The 16288-nt window shown below is 68.9% G+C and carries 18 protein-coding genes; 4 read left to right on the forward strand and 14 right to left on the reverse strand.

The window, feature by feature from the left end; translation table 11 throughout:
- Nucleotides 1-46: 46 nt before the first annotated feature.
- From ACFCV3_RS31750 to ACFCV3_RS31810, 13 genes are all read right to left on the reverse strand, one after another.
- Nucleotides 47-1354: a sugar ABC transporter permease gene (locus ACFCV3_RS31750; RefSeq protein ID WP_376036151.1), complete on the reverse strand. Its 1308-nt coding sequence runs from the start codon at nucleotides 1352-1354 to the stop codon at nucleotides 47-49.
- On the reverse strand, nucleotides 1351-2166 hold the full coding sequence (locus tag ACFCV3_RS31755) for an ATP-binding cassette domain-containing protein (protein ID WP_202874929.1): 816 nt from the start codon (nucleotides 2164-2166) through the stop codon (nucleotides 1351-1353). The genes ACFCV3_RS31750 and ACFCV3_RS31755 overlap by 4 nt, the downstream gene beginning before the upstream one ends.
- 137 nt (nucleotides 2167-2303) lie before the next feature.
- Nucleotides 2304-3377, reverse strand: coding sequence for a substrate-binding domain-containing protein (locus tag ACFCV3_RS31760; protein WP_376036154.1), 1074 nt, complete (start codon nucleotides 3375-3377; stop codon nucleotides 2304-2306).
- 114 nt (nucleotides 3378-3491) lie between these two features.
- Nucleotides 3492-4676: an ROK family protein gene (locus tag ACFCV3_RS31765; protein ID WP_376036157.1), complete on the reverse strand. Its 1185-nt coding sequence runs from the start codon at nucleotides 4674-4676 to the stop codon at nucleotides 3492-3494.
- A 106-nt stretch (nucleotides 4677-4782) separates the two neighbouring features.
- A complete protein-coding gene (cobS, locus tag ACFCV3_RS31770; protein ID WP_376036160.1) occupies nucleotides 4783-5559 on the reverse strand; it encodes an adenosylcobinamide-GDP ribazoletransferase in 777 nt (258 codons plus the stop codon).
- Nucleotides 5556-6083: a bifunctional adenosylcobinamide kinase/adenosylcobinamide-phosphate guanylyltransferase gene (locus tag ACFCV3_RS31775; protein WP_376036162.1), complete on the reverse strand. Its 528-nt coding sequence runs from the start codon at nucleotides 6081-6083 to the stop codon at nucleotides 5556-5558. Before ACFCV3_RS31775 ends, cobS begins: the two co-directional genes overlap by 4 nt.
- Entirely contained in the window at nucleotides 6076-6885 is an 810-nt protein-coding gene (locus ACFCV3_RS31780; RefSeq protein ID WP_376036164.1) for an ECF transporter S component, read from the reverse strand. The genes ACFCV3_RS31775 and ACFCV3_RS31780 overlap by 8 nt, the downstream gene beginning before the upstream one ends.
- Nucleotides 6882-8492 (reverse strand): ABC transporter ATP-binding protein, encoded by a 1611-nt coding sequence (locus tag ACFCV3_RS31785; RefSeq protein ID WP_376036167.1) that lies wholly within the window; start codon nucleotides 8490-8492, stop codon nucleotides 6882-6884. Before ACFCV3_RS31785 ends, ACFCV3_RS31780 begins: the two co-directional genes overlap by 4 nt.
- Nucleotides 8489-9577, reverse strand: coding sequence for an energy-coupling factor transporter transmembrane component T (locus ACFCV3_RS31790; RefSeq protein WP_376036170.1), 1089 nt, complete (start codon nucleotides 9575-9577; stop codon nucleotides 8489-8491). The genes ACFCV3_RS31785 and ACFCV3_RS31790 overlap by 4 nt, the downstream gene beginning before the upstream one ends.
- Complete coding sequence (locus tag ACFCV3_RS31795) at nucleotides 9577-10272, reverse strand: SCO2322 family protein (RefSeq protein ID WP_376036173.1); 696 nt, start codon at nucleotides 10270-10272, stop codon at nucleotides 9577-9579. Before ACFCV3_RS31795 ends, ACFCV3_RS31790 begins: the two co-directional genes overlap by 1 nt.
- Before the next feature lie 16 nt (nucleotides 10273-10288).
- On the reverse strand, nucleotides 10289-10498 hold the full coding sequence (locus ACFCV3_RS31800; RefSeq protein ID WP_376036176.1) for a hypothetical protein: 210 nt from the start codon (nucleotides 10496-10498) through the stop codon (nucleotides 10289-10291).
- Nucleotides 10495-11505, reverse strand: a complete 1011-nt coding sequence (locus tag ACFCV3_RS31805) for an aldo/keto reductase family protein (protein ID WP_376036178.1) — start codon at nucleotides 11503-11505, stop codon at nucleotides 10495-10497. Before ACFCV3_RS31805 ends, ACFCV3_RS31800 begins: the two co-directional genes overlap by 4 nt.
- 17 nt (nucleotides 11506-11522) lie before the next feature.
- Entirely contained in the window at nucleotides 11523-12113 is a 591-nt protein-coding gene (locus ACFCV3_RS31810; RefSeq protein ID WP_376036180.1) for a DUF3043 domain-containing protein, read from the reverse strand.
- Nucleotides 12114-12278: 165 nt separating this feature from the next.
- Here ACFCV3_RS31810 and ACFCV3_RS31815 point away from each other — a divergent pair, with 165 nt between their 5' ends.
- The 4 genes from ACFCV3_RS31815 to ACFCV3_RS31830 all read left to right on the forward strand — a co-directional run bounded on the left by ACFCV3_RS31815 (nucleotide 12279) and on the right by ACFCV3_RS31830 (nucleotide 15792).
- The gene (locus ACFCV3_RS31815) at nucleotides 12279-13091 is read left to right on the forward strand and encodes a PspA/IM30 family protein (RefSeq protein ID WP_376036182.1); all 813 of its coding nucleotides are present in this window, start codon (nucleotides 12279-12281) and stop codon (nucleotides 13089-13091) included.
- Nucleotides 13088-13363: a hypothetical protein gene (locus ACFCV3_RS31820; protein WP_376036185.1), complete on the forward strand. Its 276-nt coding sequence runs from the start codon at nucleotides 13088-13090 to the stop codon at nucleotides 13361-13363. Before ACFCV3_RS31815 ends, ACFCV3_RS31820 begins: the two co-directional genes overlap by 4 nt.
- Nucleotides 13364-13640: 277 nt before the next feature.
- Nucleotides 13641-15152: a sugar transferase gene (locus tag ACFCV3_RS31825; protein WP_376036187.1), complete on the forward strand. Its 1512-nt coding sequence runs from the start codon at nucleotides 13641-13643 to the stop codon at nucleotides 15150-15152.
- Between the two features lie 43 nt (nucleotides 15153-15195).
- Complete coding sequence (locus tag ACFCV3_RS31830; protein ID WP_376036189.1) at nucleotides 15196-15792, forward strand: RNA polymerase sigma factor; 597 nt, start codon at nucleotides 15196-15198, stop codon at nucleotides 15790-15792.
- Nucleotides 15793-15837: 45 nt separating this feature from the next.
- On the opposite strand, the gene ACFCV3_RS31835 is transcribed toward ACFCV3_RS31830, so the two are convergent.
- The gene (locus ACFCV3_RS31835; RefSeq protein ID WP_376036191.1) at nucleotides 15838-16203 is read right to left on the reverse strand and encodes a hypothetical protein; all 366 of its coding nucleotides are present in this window, start codon (nucleotides 16201-16203) and stop codon (nucleotides 15838-15840) included.
- Between the last annotated feature and the right edge of the window lie 85 nt (nucleotides 16204-16288).

A 16288-nucleotide genomic window follows, 5' to 3' on the forward strand; every position in this document is an offset into this window, starting at 1 on the left:
CGCGCAGGGGGTCAGGAGGGGGCCCACCGGGCCTGGGGGGTGCCGGTCAGGCTCGGCCGTGCGCCTGGCGGCTGCGGCGGCTGAGGGAGTCGATCGTGACGGCGATCAGCAGTACGCCGGCGGTGACGACGTACCGGACGCTGGAGTCGAGGCTGAGCAGGGCGAGGCCGTTCTGGATCGACATGATCACGAAGGCACCGAGCAGGGCCGAGTACGCCGAGCCGCGGCCACCGAAGAGGCTGGTACCACCGATGACGGCGGCAGCGATCGCGTTCAGGTTGGTGTCGGTGCCACCGCTGCTCTGGCCGACGGCGACCAGGCGGGCCGCGGCCAGGATGCCGCCGACGGCTGCGAACGTCGAGCAGGCCGCGAAGACCGACAGGTAGATCATCCGCACGTTGATACCGGCGCGGCGGGCGCCTTCGACGTTACCGCCGACCGCGACGACCGAGCGGCCCCAGCGGGTCCGGCGGATGGCGAAGTCGGTGACGACGACCAGGGCCAGGAACAGCAGGAACATCGACGAGACCCCGCGGTCGCCGTTCAGGACGATCGCCGGGATCGCCAGCACGGCGGCCAGAGCCACTGCCTTGATGGCGATCATCGAGTGCGGAGCGGCCGACAGGCCGGCGGCGAGCCGGGCACCGCGGGCGCGCAGACGGGTGAGCACGTAGGCCACGACGACGACGGCGATCAGGCCGTACGACAACGCCGGCGACAGGAAGCTGCGTGCGGCGAAGCCGACCAGCGCCGAGTCGAACGGGAAGTTCAGCGTGCCTTCCTTGCCGAGCACCAGCAGCTGCAGGCCGAGGAAGCCGAGCAGACCGGCCAGCGTGATCACGAAGCTCGGTACGCCGAACCTGGTGAAGAGCGCGCCGTAGAACAACCCGATCACCAGCCCGAGGACGACGGCGATGATCAGGGAGATCACCAACGGCCAGCCCTGGTTGACGAAAGTGACGCCGAGGACGGCCGCGGCCAGACCGCTCACCGAACCGACGGACAGGTCGATCTCGCCGAGCAGCAGGACCAGGACGATGCCGAGGGCAATGACCCCGATCGAGGTGGTCTGCAGGGTCAGGTTGACCAGGTTGCGGCTGGACAGGAACGAGCCGTTGGCGATCTGGAAGACCGCCCAGATGATGATCAGGCCGATCACCACCGGGACCGAACCCAGGTCGCCGGAGCGCAGCCGGCTGGTGAAGGCGGAGATCGCGCCGCTGACGCCCCGGCTGGCGATCAGGCGCTCGTCCTGCAGGTCGGCGGGCAGCTGGTCGGCCGTTGTCACGCCGCCGTCGCCGTTCCCGTTCCCGGTGGAGTCCTGCGGCCGCGCCTCAGATCCGTGCACGGTCATGATGCCGAGCCCTCCTCCCGCGTCCGGCGCGCCGCGCGCTCGGAGACGGCATTGTCGGTCGCGCCGGTGATGGCGGCGATGATGTCCTGGCTCTTGGTCTCGCTGACCTGGAAGACGCCGTTGTTGCGGCCCAGACGCAGTACGGCGACCCGGTCGGCCACCGCCATCACGTCGGCCATGTTGTGGCTGATCAGGATGACCGCGAGACCGCGTTCGCGCAGCCGCTCGACGAGGTTCAGCACCTCGGCGGTCTGCGCGACACCCAGGGCCGCGGTCGGCTCGTCGAGCATCACGACCTTCGGGTCGCCGAGCAGGCTGCGGGCGATCGCGACGGTCTGCCGCTGGCCGCCGGACAGGCTGGCCACCGGGATCCGGACCGAGGGGATCTTGGCCGACAGCTGGCGGAGCAGCTCCCAGGAGGAACGCTCCATCTCGATCTCGTCCAGCACCCGGCCCCGGCGCAGTTCGCGGCCGAGGTACAGGTTCGCGACGACGTCCAGGTTGTCGCACAGTGCGAGGTCCTGGAAGACGGTGGCGATGCCGAGCTGCTGGGCCTCCGCCGGGCTCCCGACCCGCACCTCCTTGCCGTCGAACACCATGGTGCCGTCGTCGGCGGTGTAGACCCCGGCGATCGTCTTCACCAGCGTCGACTTACCGGCGCCGTTGTCGCCGACCAGGGCGAGTACCTCACCGGCCCGCACGTCGAGCTCGATGTTCTTCAGGGCCTGCACGGCCCCGAAGCGCTTGGAGATGCCCCGCAGCGCCAGCACCGTCGAGGTACCGGGTGGAGCGGGGGTGGGAATGACAGTCACTCGATCAGCCTCCTGAGGCTTCGTTCTGCCCATGATCCCGGCGCAGGCGCCGTCGGGGTAGGGCGACAAGGCAACAAAAACACACATCCGCGCCGGTTCCGCCCCGACCTCACTCGGGGCGGAACCGGCGACGGGGGTCAGCTCAGGCCGGCAGCGGTGCAGGCGGCCTGGAACGACGCGGTGCAGATGTCGGTCACCTTGTAGATGCCGTCCTTGATGACGGTGTCCTTGATGTTCGCCTTGGTCACGGCGACCGGGTCGAGGATCGTCGAGGGGACGCTCTTGAAGTCACCGGTCGACTCGGGCTTGCCACCGCCGGCCAGGGCGACGGCAGCCTTCGCGGCGGCCTCGGCCTGCGGCTTGACGGCCTTGTAGATGGTCATCGCCTGGTCGCCGGAGACGATCCGCTGGATGGCGGCAAGCTCCGAGTCCTGACCGGTGACCGGCGGCAGCGGGGTGACGCCACCACCCTTGAGCGCCGCGATCGCGCCGCCCGCCGTACCGTCGTTGGCCGCGTACACGCCGACCAGGCCGTTCTTGATGGCGCTCAGCTGGCCTTCCATCCAGGCCTGGGCCTTGTCCGGGCTCCAGTCCGGGGTGTCGAACTCGGCGGCGATCTTGAAACCGCTGGCGTCGAGCACGCTGTGCGCGCCCTTCTTGAAGTCGGCGGCGTTCGGGTCGGTCGGCGAACCGTTGATCATGGCCAGGTTGCCGGAGGTCTTGCCGGCCGCCTTCAGGGTGTCGACCAGGGTCTGCGCCTGCAGCTTGCCGACGGCCTCGTTCTCGAACGAGACGTAGTAGTTGGCGCCCTCGATGAACCGGTCGTAGGCGATCACCGGGACGCTCTGGCCCTTGGCCGAGGCGACGACCGCGGCGGCGGCCTTGCCGTCGACCGGGTCCAGCACGAGCACGTTCGCGCCCTGGGTGAGCGCGGCCTCGGCCTGCTGCTGCTGCTTGGCCGGGTCCTGGTCGGCGTTGCTGTAGATCAGCTCGCAGTCCGCACAGGCCGCCTTCAGGGCCTCGGTGAACAGCGGCCGGTCCAGGGCCTCGTACCGGGTCGTCTTGGACTCGGGGAGCAGCAGGGCGATCTTCTTGCCGCCCGTCGAACCGCTACCGGAGCCGCCGTCGTCGGAGCCACAGGCAACCAGCGAGACGGCGAGGGCCGAGACGGCGAGGCCGAGGCCGACGAGACGAGGTACTGACACGGACATATGCGACTCCTTGACGTGAAGGCCCGAGTAGGCCTGACCGAAGTCAAGACCCTTCCCGGCTTTGACGTCAAGACTTGAATTCAAGAAATAGACATATCGTTGTTACACGATCGTCTAATTCGTCAGTGACTCCGTGGCGTGACGGTGGCTGAGCAGTGAGGCGAGATGAATGGCGCCGAGGACGTCGGCATCGTCACCCAGCGCAGCCGGCCGGAGCTCGACGGTAGCGGCCGCGCTCGGGATCGCGCACCGGTCCAGGGCTTCCCGAAGGGGGAGCAGGACCAGATCGCCGGCCTCCGCGAGGAGACCGCCGACCACGATCACCTCGGGATTCAGCAGGTTGACCAGACCGGCCACGGCCACCCCGACCCGGCGGCCGGCATCCTCGATCACCCGGCGGCAGCCGAGGTCGCCGGCCAGCGCCCGCTGCACGATGTCCTTGAGCCGGAGCGGCCCGTGCGATGCGGCCAGACTGCTGATCAGCGCTCGCGATCCGACGAACGTGTCCAGGCAACCGCGATTACCGCACCGGCAGATCGGCCCGTTCTCGTCGATCGTCACGTGCCCGATCTCGCCCGCCGTACCGGCCGAGCCGCGGAACACGTCGCCGTTCAGGACGATGCCCGCGCCGACGCCGTACGAGAATTTCAGGTAGCAACCGTTCCGGACCCCTTGCAGCGCGCCACTGCGCAGCTCACCGAGGGCGGCCAGATTCGCCGTGTTGTCGAGGGCGACCGGTGCCCGCAGATAACCGGTCATCTCCTCGGCGACGTTCACTCCACGCCATCCCGGCAGTACGGCGTCCGACCCGGCCTGATGACTGACCGAGTCGACCGGCGTCGGCAGCCCGAACCCGATCGCGGCAATCTCCTCGACGCCCGAACTGACCGTCTCGGCCAGGTCGGCAAGCAGTCGCGCGACCCGCTCCATACCGTCATCGGCCGCGTGATCAGCCTGCAGCGGCATCAACTGCTGCGCGAGGATCTCGCGGGACTCGTTCGCGATCGCAACCCGCACGTCCCGCTCCCCGAACGCGACCCCGGCCAGCAGCCCACCCCCGGACGCCAACGACACCAGTACGGCGCGCCGCCCGTTCCGGATGCTCCGGGACAGCCCGACCATGCCCGCCTGGTCCAGCTCCCGCACCATGTTCGACACGGTCGCGGCCGACAGTCCGGAAGCGGCCGCGATCTCGACCTGCGTCAACGGCCCGTGCTGCCGGACCACCCCCAGAACGCGCGCACGATTGGCTTCGCGCAGCGAAGTCTGCGAGCCAGGCGCGGAGCGGCTTGCGTTCATTACATAAACATAACGGATCGCGGCGTGGTTGCACCCACACACCGCCCGACAACCGCCGACATGATCCTCCGCCTCACCTCGGTCCCCCAACTCCCCGCCCCAGACCCTAATGCACCGTCAGCGCCAGGACGGTGAGGGTGAGGGGGAGGGCTAGCTCGATTGCTGCGCCTAGGACGTCGCCGGTGGTGCCGCCTAGGGCGGATCGGGCTCGGCGGGTGGTGGCCAGGGCGGTTAGGACGGCTAGCAGTACGGCGAGGGCTGTGGCGGCGGTGGCGGCGATCGAGAGGGTGAGCCAGGACAGGGCTGCGGTGCAGGCCAGTACGGCGAAGGTGGTGAGGAGGGCGGTTCGGGGGCGGACTGTGGCGGCTACTAGCACGCCCAGGCCGTCGGGGCGGGCTGAGGGGACGGTGGTGCGGCAGGTCCAGGGGAGGGTCAGGCGGCTGGCGGTGGTGGCGATGAGGATGGCTTGCCAGCCGACGTCGGCTTGGAGGCAGGCGGTGAGGGCGGCGACGTCGATCAGGAGGACGGCGACGATGCTGACTACGCCGAAGGGGCCGATGTCGCTCTGCTTCATGATGCGGAGCATGGTCTCGCGGTCGCGGCGGCTGCCGAGGGCGTCGGCGAAGTCGGCCAGGCCGTCGAGGTGCAGGCCGCCGGACAGACCGGCCACGACCAGTACGCCGAGTACGGCGGCGAGCAGGTCCGCGTCTGGGCGTAGTAGCTGGGCGAGGGTGACCACGCCGGCGGCGACTCCGCCGAGAACTGCGCCGACCAGCGGGGCGAGGATCATCGCTCGGCGGCCTACAGTTCGGTCGACCTGGGAAGGCATTCCGGCGGGGAGCACGCTGAGCAGGCCGAAGGCGAGCCGGACCGAATCGATCATGTGAGCGGGAGCGTTCGGCCGGCGATGGTGTAGAGGGCCTGGTCGGAGGCCAGCGAGATGCTGGTGTTCAGGCGGCCCATCAAGTCGCGGAAGAGCCGAGTGCCGGGATCGGCGGGGACCACGCCGGAGCCGATGTCGTTGCTGACGGCAACTACGATGCGTGGGGTCGCCGCCCAGGCCGCGGTCAGGGTGGCGATCCGGTCCTCGACCAGGGCGGCGCGGGTCAGGTCGGGCCAGATCTCGAGCGCATCCATGGTCCGGGACAGCCAGAGCGTCAGGCAGTCGATGAGCAGCGGTTGCCCGGGTTCCGAGAGCAGCGGGACGAGGTCGATCGTCTCGATCAGACCCCACGAAGCGGGCCGCCGGGCTTGGTGCTTGGCGACCCGCTCAGCCCACTCCGCGCTGCCGGAGTCGTCTCCGCCGGTGGCGACGTACAGGACGTTCGGTACGTCGGCCAGCAGCCGCTCGGCCGCCACGGACTTGCCGGAGCGGGCGCCGCCGAGGATGAGAGTGCGATCAGGCATGCGGACTCCTTGGTTCGAACAGCACCGGCGTGTCGAAGGCAGCCTTCCGGGCGGTACGGCGGAACGCATTCAGCACCGGCCGACCGAGCACGAGCACCAGTACGGCGCAGAGAATTCCGCGCGGGATGTCCCAGCCGAGCGACGTCGCCACGACGAACAGCAGGTACCGGTGCAGGTTGTCGGCCAGCGCGTCACCCGGGATGAACGAGAAGTCGCTGCCGAAGGTCGCGTACGGCCAGAACCACAGGTTCATCACCACGCCGTACAAGACACCAGCAACGAGCGAGTACGTCGCCAGCAGCAGCACCTCGAGGCGCCCGCCCACCCGCGGCAGCAGGCCGGCCAGACAGCCCACCCATGCACAGGCGAACATCTGGAACGGCATCCACGGCCCGACGCCACCACTGATCAGCGCCCCACCCAACAGCGACACCGAACCCAGTACGAACCCGAAGCCTGCCCCGAACGCCCGCCCGGCCAGCACCAGCAGGAAGAACCCAGGCTCCAGACCAGCCGTCCCCGGACCCAGCGCACGCAGGGCAGCTCCAACCGCCGCCAGCATCCCCAGCAGGGCGATGACCTTCGCATCGATCCCGGACTCGGACAGCTCAGCCAGTACGACGGCCACCAGCAACGGCAGCAGCAACACGAACAACCAGGGCGCATCGGTGGTGTGGCCGATCGCAGACTGCCCTGCCTGGTCGGTCTGCCAGAGCAGTGGCCAGGCGAACGCAGCCACTCCGACCAGCGATGCCAGCAACAGCGTGCCGGTACTGCGCGGCCGCAGCCGGATCAGGTTCACGATGCGCGCTCCAGAGCCGTGGCGACCTCGCCCACGGTCAGGAACGGGAGTGGCGCCAGAATCTTCGCCACCTGCGGTGCGAACGCGGGGGAGTCCGCCACAACTGTCGCAGTCTCGCCTTCACTGACCAGCTCGCCGTCTGCGAGCACCATGACTCGAGTGGCGACCTCCGCCACCATCTCGACATCGTGCGTCGACAGCACGACCGCATGTCCGGCCGCAGCCAGCTCGCGCAGGATCTCGACCAGCCGCCGCTTGGCGCCGTAGTCCAGACCGCGAGTGGGCTCGTCGAGCAGCAACAGCGGCGGTGCACCGCACAGTACGACGGCCAGCGCCAGACACAGCCGTTGTCCCTCAGATAGGTCTCGCGGATGCAGCTGATCGTCCACACCCGGTGCCAGTCGCTCGAGTACCGCCCGACAGGTCCCTGCAGGCACCCGGAAGTCGGAGTCTGCGCCAGCGCACTCGTCCACAACTGTTGCCGCATACAACAGGTCGGCCGGCTCCTGCGGTACGAGTCCGACCGCCTTGACCAGCTTGGCTGGTCGGGTACGGCGTGGGTCGGCACCGGCCGCAGTCACCGTGCCGGAGCGCGGCGGGACGATGCCCACCAGCGCATTGAGCAGCGTGGACTTCCCGGCGCCGTTGCGTCCCATCAGAGCGACGATCTCGCCGGCCCGGATGCTGACGGACACACCACGCAAGGCAGTCACAGCCCCGTAGCCAACGATCAGGTTCTTGCAGCCGGCCAGCTCGGCCCCAGTCACGGCAGTCCGCCGCAGCGGCTTCACATCAGCCAACTGACTCCGCAACGCCACCGCAGCTCGCCGCGCGTCCCGCACCGACAGTGGTAGTGGAGACCACCCAGCCAACCGACCGAGCTCCACCACCGGCGGTGCGACCGGTGCGGTCACCATCTGGTCGGCCGGTAGCCCGGTCGACACCAGTCCGATGCCACCGGGCACCTCGATCACGCGGTCGGCGTACTGCACGACTCGCTCGAGCCGGTGCTCAGCCATCACCACAGTGACGCCCAGGTCATGTACGAGCCGCTGCAACGCGGCCAGCACCTCCTCGGCTGCCTGTGGGTCCAGTGCGGAGGTCGGCTCGTCCAGCACGAGGACAGCGGGATGCGACGTAAGCGCCGCGCCGATGGCGGTTCGTTGCCGTTGGCCACCGGACAGCGAAGTCAGTGCCCGGTCGCGGACGTCCGCCAGCCCCAGCAGATCCAGTGTCTCCTCGACTCGGCGCCTCATCACGTCCGGCGCCGTACCGAGCGACTCCATGCTGTACGCGAGCTCGTCCTCCACGGTGTCCGTCACGAACCCGGTCATCGGGTCCTGCCCGACGAACCCGACCACATCGGCCAGATCACGCGGCCGGTACTCCCGGGTGTCCCGCCCGTTCACCAGCACCCGCCCAGCCAGCGTGCCGCCGGTGAAGTGCGGCACCAGCCCGTTGATCGCCCGCAACAAGGTCGACTTGCCGGACCCGGTCCGCCCGATCACCAGCGCCAGCTCACCCTCAGGCACGGTGAAGCTCACATCCCGTACAGCGGGCACCGCAGCGCCGTCGTACGTGACTGTCACGTGGTCGAACTCGATCATGCGGCCGCCCCCTGCCTAACAGGAGGTGCAGCTAGTGCTGGTGCCAGGCCGATCAGTACGCCGAGCACCGGCAGCACGGGGATCGGCGGTACGACGAGTGGTCCGGCCAGGAGTAGTCCGTGGACCCCACGGACCGCAGCGCCCACCATGACGGCTGCAGCGGCAGCACCGGCCGCAGTCACCAGCCACTCGGGCAGTGCCCACGGATCGGGCCGGTAGCGCGTGCGCGTCACCCGCTGCCGACCGATGCCGAGTGCGCCGACCGCAAGCAGCAGTCCGATCGCCAGCGCGGTCAGGGCGAACGGAAGGGCTAGTGAGTCCGTCAGGAGCGCGTAGACGCCCAACAGAATGCCCAGCAAACCCAGGAGCACGCACAACCCGGTGATCCGGCGCTGACGACGTGGCACCTGAGCAGTCCGGCCGTAGCCACGCGAATCCATCGCAGCAGCCAGCTCCACCGACCTGTCCAAGGCGCCTTCCAGCACCGGCATGGCCGTGGTCCGGAACGACCCCCGGGTCCGGCCGCGGAGCCGGCGGGCGGCTCGGATCCGGCGTGCATCAGTCACCAGTTGCGGTGCGAACGTCAGAGCGACCACGCAGGCAACGCCCATCTCATAGAGGGCCCCGGGCAACGACTTGAGCAGTCGCCGGGGGCTGGCCAGTGCATTGGCCGCGCCGATACAGCACAGCATCACCGCCAGCTGCCCACCGTCGTACAGAGCGGTGACGACCGCCTCGGCGGTCACCTGTCCGCCGAGCTTGACCCCGGCAGCCCAGTCCGGCAAGGGGATCTGCGGCAGCGTGAACAGTACGACGTTGCCCTGCGAGCGCGTCGACAGCAGCGCCTGCAGGACGATCCGGATCCCGATCACCATCAGACCGAGCTTGAGGAACGCGGTGAAGCTGTGCGCCCAGGGAGCATCAGTCCGGCGCGCAGCCACCACAAATCCGGTCACCGCGAGGATGAGGATCAGCAGCACCGGGTTGCGGGTCCGGCTGGCGGCGACCGCCATCCCGAGGGCCCAAAGCCACCAGGCCCCCGGATGCAGCGCCCGGGGGAGCGTCAGGCGGTGGACGGCACGCACTACGCTCTCGTACGCCGGAGGCGCATGAGGACCACGCCACCTGCGATCAAGGCGGCGAGAATCACCCCGACCACGACGTACGGCCACCACGCGGTTTCGCCCTGGACGTCGACGTCGGTCGATCCCTGGGACGAGCCGACCGGGCTCATGACCTGCAACTGCACCGGCTGATCGGTCGCCGGGACCTTGATGTCCTTCACCGGCTCACCACAACCCTTGGCCGGATAGCCGGAGATCCCGCACGTGAGGCCCTTCTCGATCCGCGTCGGCCCGACAGCGGCCAGCACCTGCGCGCCGTTCGACTTCGGATCCGTCACCACGCACGTCCCGCTGGGGGTGCCGGCCTGCTCACCGGCCGGCTGGTCCTCCGCCGTCCCGGGGTCGACAACCACCGCGACACGCTTCTTCCCAGCCTCGGCCGGGGCGTCCTTGCAGATCGCCTCGAAGTCACCGGCGGCCCGCGGTACCCGCGGCTTGGCGCCACCGACGGCGTACCGCCAGCCCTCGACCGACCCATCGGCCGGTACGACGGCGTCCGGGCCCTTCTGCGCGAACGACCACTGTGACGACGACCACTGGTAGTAGCCCCAGAAGCGGAAGCCGTCCTCGGCGTGCGCTTGGGTGGTGGCGGTCCCTGCGAGCAGGAGTCCCGCCACCAGGCTCAGTACCAGTCTTACAGTCCGCTTGGCAGTCACCGCAGAAGCGTAACGCCTACTCCTGCGCCTCCAGGCTCATCGGTCCGTAGACCTCACGCCCGTCCTCGAGCAGGAACACCTGGGCGACACCCTTCTCGGCGAGCTCGCGCCAGATCTCGCCCAGCCAGCTCTCGGCGTCACCCTGGGCGGAGAACTCGGTCCCGCCGACCTCGCCCGGGTCGACGACGGCGCCGGTCGCGGTCTCGAACCGCCAGACCCAGCTCATGAGCCCGGCCGCGTCTGCGGGGAGTTCTGGGCGGTCTTGGCCGGGTCGCGCTCGACGATGCTGCCGAGCACCTCGTCGATCCGCTTCAGCACGGTCTCCTCGAGCTTCACCCCGGAGGCCTTGACGTTCTCCACGACCTGCTCCGGCCGGGAGGCGCCGACGATCGCGGAGGCGACGTTCGGGTTCTGCAGCACCCAGGCGACGGCCAGCTGGCCGAGCGAGAGGCCGGCCTCGCCGGCGATCGGCTTCAGCTCCTGGACGCGGGTCAGGACGTCGTCGTTCAGGAACCGCTTGATCATGTTCGCGCCGTTGGCGTCGGTGGCCCGCGAGCCCTCCGGCACCGGCTGACCCGGCAGGTACTTGCCGGTCAGCACACCCTGCGCGATCGGGGAGAACACGATCTGGCTGATGCCGAGCTCCTCCGACGCCGGGACCACGTCGGCCTCGATCGTGCGCCAGAGCATGCTGTACTGCGGCTGGTTCGAGACGAACGGGATGCGCAGCTCGCGGGCCAGCCGGTGGCCCTCCTGCAGCTGCTCGGCCGTCCACTCGGAGACCCCGATATAGAGCGCCTTGCCCTGGCGGACCACGTCGGCGAACGCCTCCATGGTCTCCTCGAGCGGCGTCTCGGTGTCGAACCGGTGCGCCTGGTAGAGGTCGACGTAGTCGGTCTGCAGCCGCTTCAGCGACCCGTTGATCGACTCGTGGATGTGCTTGCGGGACAGACCGACGTCGTTCGGTCCGCCCGGTCCGGTCGGCCAGTAGACCTTGGTGAAGATCTCCAGCGACTCACGCCGCTCACCCGCGAGCGCCTCGCCGAGGACCACCTCGGCCTTGGTGTTCGCGTAGGTGTCGGCGGTGTCGAACGTGGTGATGCCGGCCTCCAGGGCCGCCCGCACACACGCCTTCGCCTGATCGTTCTCCACCTGGGAACCGTGCGTCAGCCAGTTCCCGTACGAGATCTCGCTGACCTTCAAACCACTGTTGCCGAGATAGCGGAAGTCCATACCCAGACCCTACTTGGTCAGGCCGGCTTCTCGCCGCGCTTGACCATCGGCTTGGGCAGCCGCCAGCGGCGCATCTGCATGGTCCGCCGGACCGCGTAGAACCCGATGCCCTTGACCGGCTCACCCGGGAACTTCACCCCGACCGCCTTCTTCAGGCCCGCCGAGAGCAGGAACCAGTCACCGGCGATGACCATGATCATCACCAGGAAGAAGATGTTCACCAGCCCGGCCAGCCAGGGGAACTGCCGCGAGAACACCACCCCGATCAGCGACACCACCAGCAGGATCGGCAGCGCGAACTCCATCACCGAGTAGCGGGCGTCCACGTAGTCGCGGGCGAAGCGCCGTACCGGGCCCTTGTCGGCGGCCGGCAGGTAGCGGTCGTCACCGGTCTGCAGGGCCGACTGCATCTTGGCCCGCTCGGTCCGCATCTTCTCCCGGCGCAGCGCCGACGCCTCCTTGCGGTTGCGTGGCTTCTTGTACGCCGCCTTCCGGGCCGCCTCGGCCTCTTTGCGCGAGGGGGTCGGCCGTCCCTTGCCGCCCGGCTTGGCCTGGGGCTCGGCGGGTACGGTGGGTGTTGTTGTATCGGACTTGGTACGACGGAACACGGGGTCTGAACCTCATTCGGCAGGACATCGCGACTCGGGGTGGTCCCCGGATGTGAACACCACTTTATCCGGGCCTGTCCCGATGGTGTGGTGACCCGTAGGGACATAGGGTGGTTGACACGCACGCCGGGTCGACGCTCCGGCACAGAAGGGGTACGGATATCGATGAGCATCTTCAAGCGGATGTCGACGATCTTCAAGGCCAAGGCGAACACCGCCCTGGACAAGGCCGAGGATCCTCGCGAAACCCTTGACTACTCGTACCAGAAGCAGCTCGAGCTGCTCCAGAAGGTACGCCGGGGAGTGGCCGATGTGGCCACCAGCCGGAAGCGGGTGGAGCTGCAGGCATCGCAGCTGCAGGCGCAGTCGGCCAAGCTCCAGGACCAGGCGCAGAAGGCGCTGTCGATGGGCCGCGAGGACCTGGCCCGCGAAGCCCTGACCCGCAAGTCCGGGCTGCAGGGCCAGATCGACGACCTGACCACCCAGCACGCCCAGCTGCAGGGTGAGGAGGAGAAGCTGACGCTGGCCTCCCAGCGCCTGCAGGCCAAGGTCGAGTCCTTCCGGACCCGCAAGGAGACCATCAAGGCCACCTACACCGCGGCCGAGGCGCAGACCCGGATCAACGAGGCCTTCTCCGGGATTTCCGAGGAGATGAGCGACGTCGGTCTGGCCGTGCAGCGGGCCGAGGACAAGACCCAGCAGATGCAGGCCCGGGCCGGTGCGATCGACGAGCTGCTGGCCTCCGGCGCGCTCGACGACGCCAGCGGCACGCAGAAGGACAGCCTGACCCTGGAGCTGGAGCGGATGTCGTCCACCTCCGGTGTCGACGACGAGCTGGCCGCCATGAAGGCTCAGCTGGCCGGTAGCAGCGCCCCCAAGGAGCTGTCCGGTGAGGCCCCGGGGGCAGCGAAACCCGCCCAGCCAGTGCAGCAGCCGGTAGCGGAGCCGGCGCGACCACAAGACGGAGACGTTCGATGATCGTTCGCATTATGGGCGAGGGCCAGTGGCAGCTCGCCGACGACAAGCTCGACCAGCTGAACGCGGTCGACGGCGACCTGGAGAAGGCCGTCTCGGCCGGTGACGAGGAAGGCTTCCGGACTGCCTTCGCCGCTCTGCTGGACTTCGTCCGCGCCGGTGAGAAGGTGCCGGACGAGGTCCTGCACGACTCCGACGCGATCCTGCCGCCGAGCGACAGCTCGCTGAGCGAGATGCGTGAGCTGATCAGCGGTGACGGCCTGATCGCCGGCTGACACACCCCCTCCGTCGCAGTAGCGTCGGCAAGAACCCCGAGGTCCGATAACGGTCCTCGGGGTTCTTCATTTGCCCGGGGGTGTGTCCGCTGAGGCAGGCTTGATTGCGCAGGGGTAAACACTCGCTGTCAATACTGTTCGGCGCCGGTCGGACGTAGTACTGTCTGGACACGTCGTTGTGGGGGCGGCGTTGGACGACTGTCCGTGACGGGGTGTGGGTTGGTCACGGGGGTCGCTGTTCACCTGTGGGGGGTGACTGTGCGTGACTGAGTTCGTCATGTCTGAAGGGTTGGCCGAATCGGCTGATCTTCGGCCGGCGCCTTCGGGGGAACGTCGTCGGCCGGTGTGGGTGGTTCCGGACGAGGTCCAGGCGACTGTGCCGCGGTCGGCTCGTTTCACCGAGGCGCGCTGGGTGGCCAAGTACCGGTGGGCTGCGCTCGCCGGGGACCTGTCCGCGGCGCTGATCGGGGTGTCGCTGGCGCTGCTCGGCCGGTTCGGGGCCCAGATCAATCTCGCGTATCTGGTGATCGGGGCAGTGATCCCGGTTGCCTGGCTGGTCTGTGTGGCGTTGGCCCGTGGCTACGAGAGCCGGTACTTCGGCACCGGGCCGGAGGAGTTCCGGTCCATCATCCGGGCCGCGGTGGCGCTGACCGCCGCGGTCGCGATCACGTCGTACGCGACCAAGAGCGAGGTCGCTCGTGGTTTCGTGCTGCTCGCGGTGCCGATGACGTGCCTGGCGGCCATGATCGGCCGTTGGATGCTGCACCGGCAGATCTCCTGGCGCCGGTTCGCCGGCCGGTGCATGCGCCGGGTGCTGGTGGTCGGCCGCAACGATCAGGTGATCACGCTGCACCGGCACCTGGAGGAGCGGCCGGCCGACGGGTACGTCGTCGTGGCCAGCTGCCTGCCGCGCGGTGACGTGTTCGAGGAGCCGGTCTCGGACCGGCTCGGCCGGACCGAGATGGACATCCTGGCGGCTGTCGACCAGTACGACGTCGATGTCGTCGCGGTGGCCTCGGATCCGGAGCTGGCCGGGCACTCACTGCGCAAGCTGTCGTGGGCGCTCGAACAGCGCGGGGTCGATCTGATCGTCTCGCCGGGAATCGTCGAGGTCGCCGGTCCGCGGATCTCGATCCGGCCGGTGGCCGGGTTGTCGCTGCTGCACCTGGAGCGGCCGTCGGTGAGTGGTGGTCCGCACCTGATGAAGGCGGTCTTCGACCGTGTCGTCGGGGTGCTGATGCTGCTCATGGTGTCGCCGGTGCTGCTGGTCGCGGCCGCGCTGGTGAAGCTGACCAGCAAGGGCCCGGTGTTCTTCCGGCAGGTCCGGGTCGGCCGGGGCGGCGAGCAGTTCTCGATGTTCAAGTTCCGCACGATGGTCGTCGACGCGGAACAGCGCAAGGCCGAGCTGGTCGCCCTGAACGAGGGCAACGGGGTGCTGTTCAAACTCCGCGACGACCCCCGGGTGACCCGGGTCGGCAAGTTCTTGCGGCGGTTCTCGATCGACGAGCTGCCGCAGCTGGTGAACGTTCTCCGGGGGGAGATGTCACTGGTCGGCCCACGGCCACCGTTACCGGCCGAGGTCGCGCAGTACGCGGTCGACGATTCGCGCCGGATGCTGGTCAAGCCCGGGCTGACCGGGTTGTGGCAAGTGAGCGGACGCAGCGATCTGACCTGGGAAGAGTCGATGCGGCTCGACCTGCGGTATGCCGACAACTGGTCGATCGCGCTCGATCTGCTGATTCTCTGGAAGACCGCCCGCGCCGTCCTGGGGAGCGACGGCGCCTACTGATCGCACGACAACAAAGAGCGGTGCATTCCCGAGGGGGGAATTCATGGTGCAACAACTCAGTGCCGAATCCGGTACTGATTCCGCAACGACCGAGGTGACCGTCCGGTCCGAGGCCGCGACCCTGGTGATCCAGGCCGCGTCCGGGGACCAGGGTTCGTGGAGCCGGCTGGTCGATCACTATGCGCGGCTCGTCTGGGCCGTCACCCGCAGTTTCCGGCTCAGTGACAGCGATGCCGCAGATGTCTCGCAGATGGTGTGGCTGCGGTTGCTCGAGCACATTCACCGCGTCGACCCGGAGCGGGTCGGCGCCTGGCTGGTCGTCACCACCCGCCGCGAATGCCTGCGTGTGCTGGCGTTTCGCAAGCGGGTGCTGCTGACCTACGAGTCGACGACCTTCGAGGAGCAGCCGGGGGACCAGCCCGAGCTGGACGCCGACCTGATCGCGTTGGAGCGGGCCGCCGATGTCCGCGAGGCGCTGGAGACCCTGCCGGACCGGTGGCAGCAGCTGCTCGGCATGTTGATGGCCGACCCGCCGGCGCCGTACGCGGAGATCTCGCAGAAGATCGGGATCCCGATCGGCAGTATCGGTCCCATCCGGGGTCGGTGCCTGGACAAACTCAGACTGCTGCTTGCCTCCTGAAGCAGCAGTACCGAGTGAGCAGCAGCGCCCGGTCGACTGCGTGGATCAGAGCATGATCCACGCGGTGCGGACCGGGCGCTGAGTGCTGTTCGGCCACTGCAGCAGGAAGCTCACCAACCGGGTCTCGCCCGGGCCGTCGGCGCCGCGGGACTCGACCTGGACCGGTCCGTGCGGCGACACCCGCAGCTCGACGGTCAGGTCCGCCTGACCCTGTACGTCGACGTCCAGGGTGATGCCGTGCCCGGCGAACCGCAGCCGCCGGCAGCCCTCGTTGCCCGGTGCATCGACCAGGCTGTCGAAGATCACGTCGAGGACGTCGAGATCCCGCTCGTGCCGCCCGAACGCGGCATAGCCCACCGACCGCGTCATCGCGATCTGGGTGCCGGCACGCTCGGGGGGCGGGCCGGTCATGGGGCGCCCTGACCTGGACTGAGGAGCGTAGGGAGCGAAGCGACTGGAGCGACGAGGGAAGGGCAGGGATTAGAGCCCCATGACC

Origin of the sequence: Kribbella sp. NPDC056345, from assembly GCF_042262745.1 — a bacterium.
Taxonomy (GTDB): domain Bacteria; phylum Actinomycetota; class Actinomycetes; order Propionibacteriales; family Kribbellaceae; genus Kribbella.

Bases quoted from the DNA above. Each gene is read 5' to 3' on its own strand.
- ACFCV3_RS31750 (WP_376036151.1), bottom strand. From the start codon at position 1,354: ATGACCGTGCACGGATCTGAGGCGCGGCCGCAGGACTCCACCGGGAAC.
- ACFCV3_RS31760 (WP_376036154.1), bottom strand. From the start codon at position 3,377: ATGTCCGTGTCAGTACCTCGTCTCGTCGGCCTCGGCCTCGCCGTCTCG.
- ACFCV3_RS31765 (WP_376036157.1), bottom strand. From the start codon at position 4,676: ATGAACGCAAGCCGCTCCGCGCCTGGCTCGCAGACTTCGCTGCGCGAA.
- cobS (WP_376036160.1), bottom strand. From the start codon at position 5,559: ATGATCGATTCGGTCCGGCTCGCCTTCGGCCTGCTCAGCGTGCTCCCC.
- ACFCV3_RS31775 (WP_376036162.1), bottom strand. From the start codon at position 6,083: ATGCCTGATCGCACTCTCATCCTCGGCGGCGCCCGCTCCGGCAAGTCC.
- ACFCV3_RS31785 (WP_376036167.1), bottom strand. From the start codon at position 8,492: ATGATCGAGTTCGACCACGTGACAGTCACGTACGACGGCGCTGCGGTG.
- ACFCV3_RS31800 (WP_376036176.1), bottom strand. From the start codon at position 10,498: ATGAGCTGGGTCTGGCGGTTCGAGACCGCGACCGGCGCCGTCGTCGAC.
- ACFCV3_RS31805 (WP_376036178.1), bottom strand. From the start codon at position 11,505: ATGGACTTCCGCTATCTCGGCAACAGTGGTTTGAAGGTCAGCGAGATC.
- ACFCV3_RS31815 (WP_376036182.1), top strand. From the start codon at position 12,279: ATGAGCATCTTCAAGCGGATGTCGACGATCTTCAAGGCCAAGGCGAAC.
- ACFCV3_RS31820 (WP_376036185.1), top strand. From the start codon at position 13,088: ATGATCGTTCGCATTATGGGCGAGGGCCAGTGGCAGCTCGCCGACGAC.
- ACFCV3_RS31825 (WP_376036187.1), top strand. From the start codon at position 13,641: ATGTCTGAAGGGTTGGCCGAATCGGCTGATCTTCGGCCGGCGCCTTCG.
- ACFCV3_RS31830 (WP_376036189.1), top strand. From the start codon at position 15,196: ATGGTGCAACAACTCAGTGCCGAATCCGGTACTGATTCCGCAACGACC.
- ACFCV3_RS31835 (WP_376036191.1), bottom strand. From the start codon at position 16,203: ATGACCGGCCCGCCCCCCGAGCGTGCCGGCACCCAGATCGCGATGACG.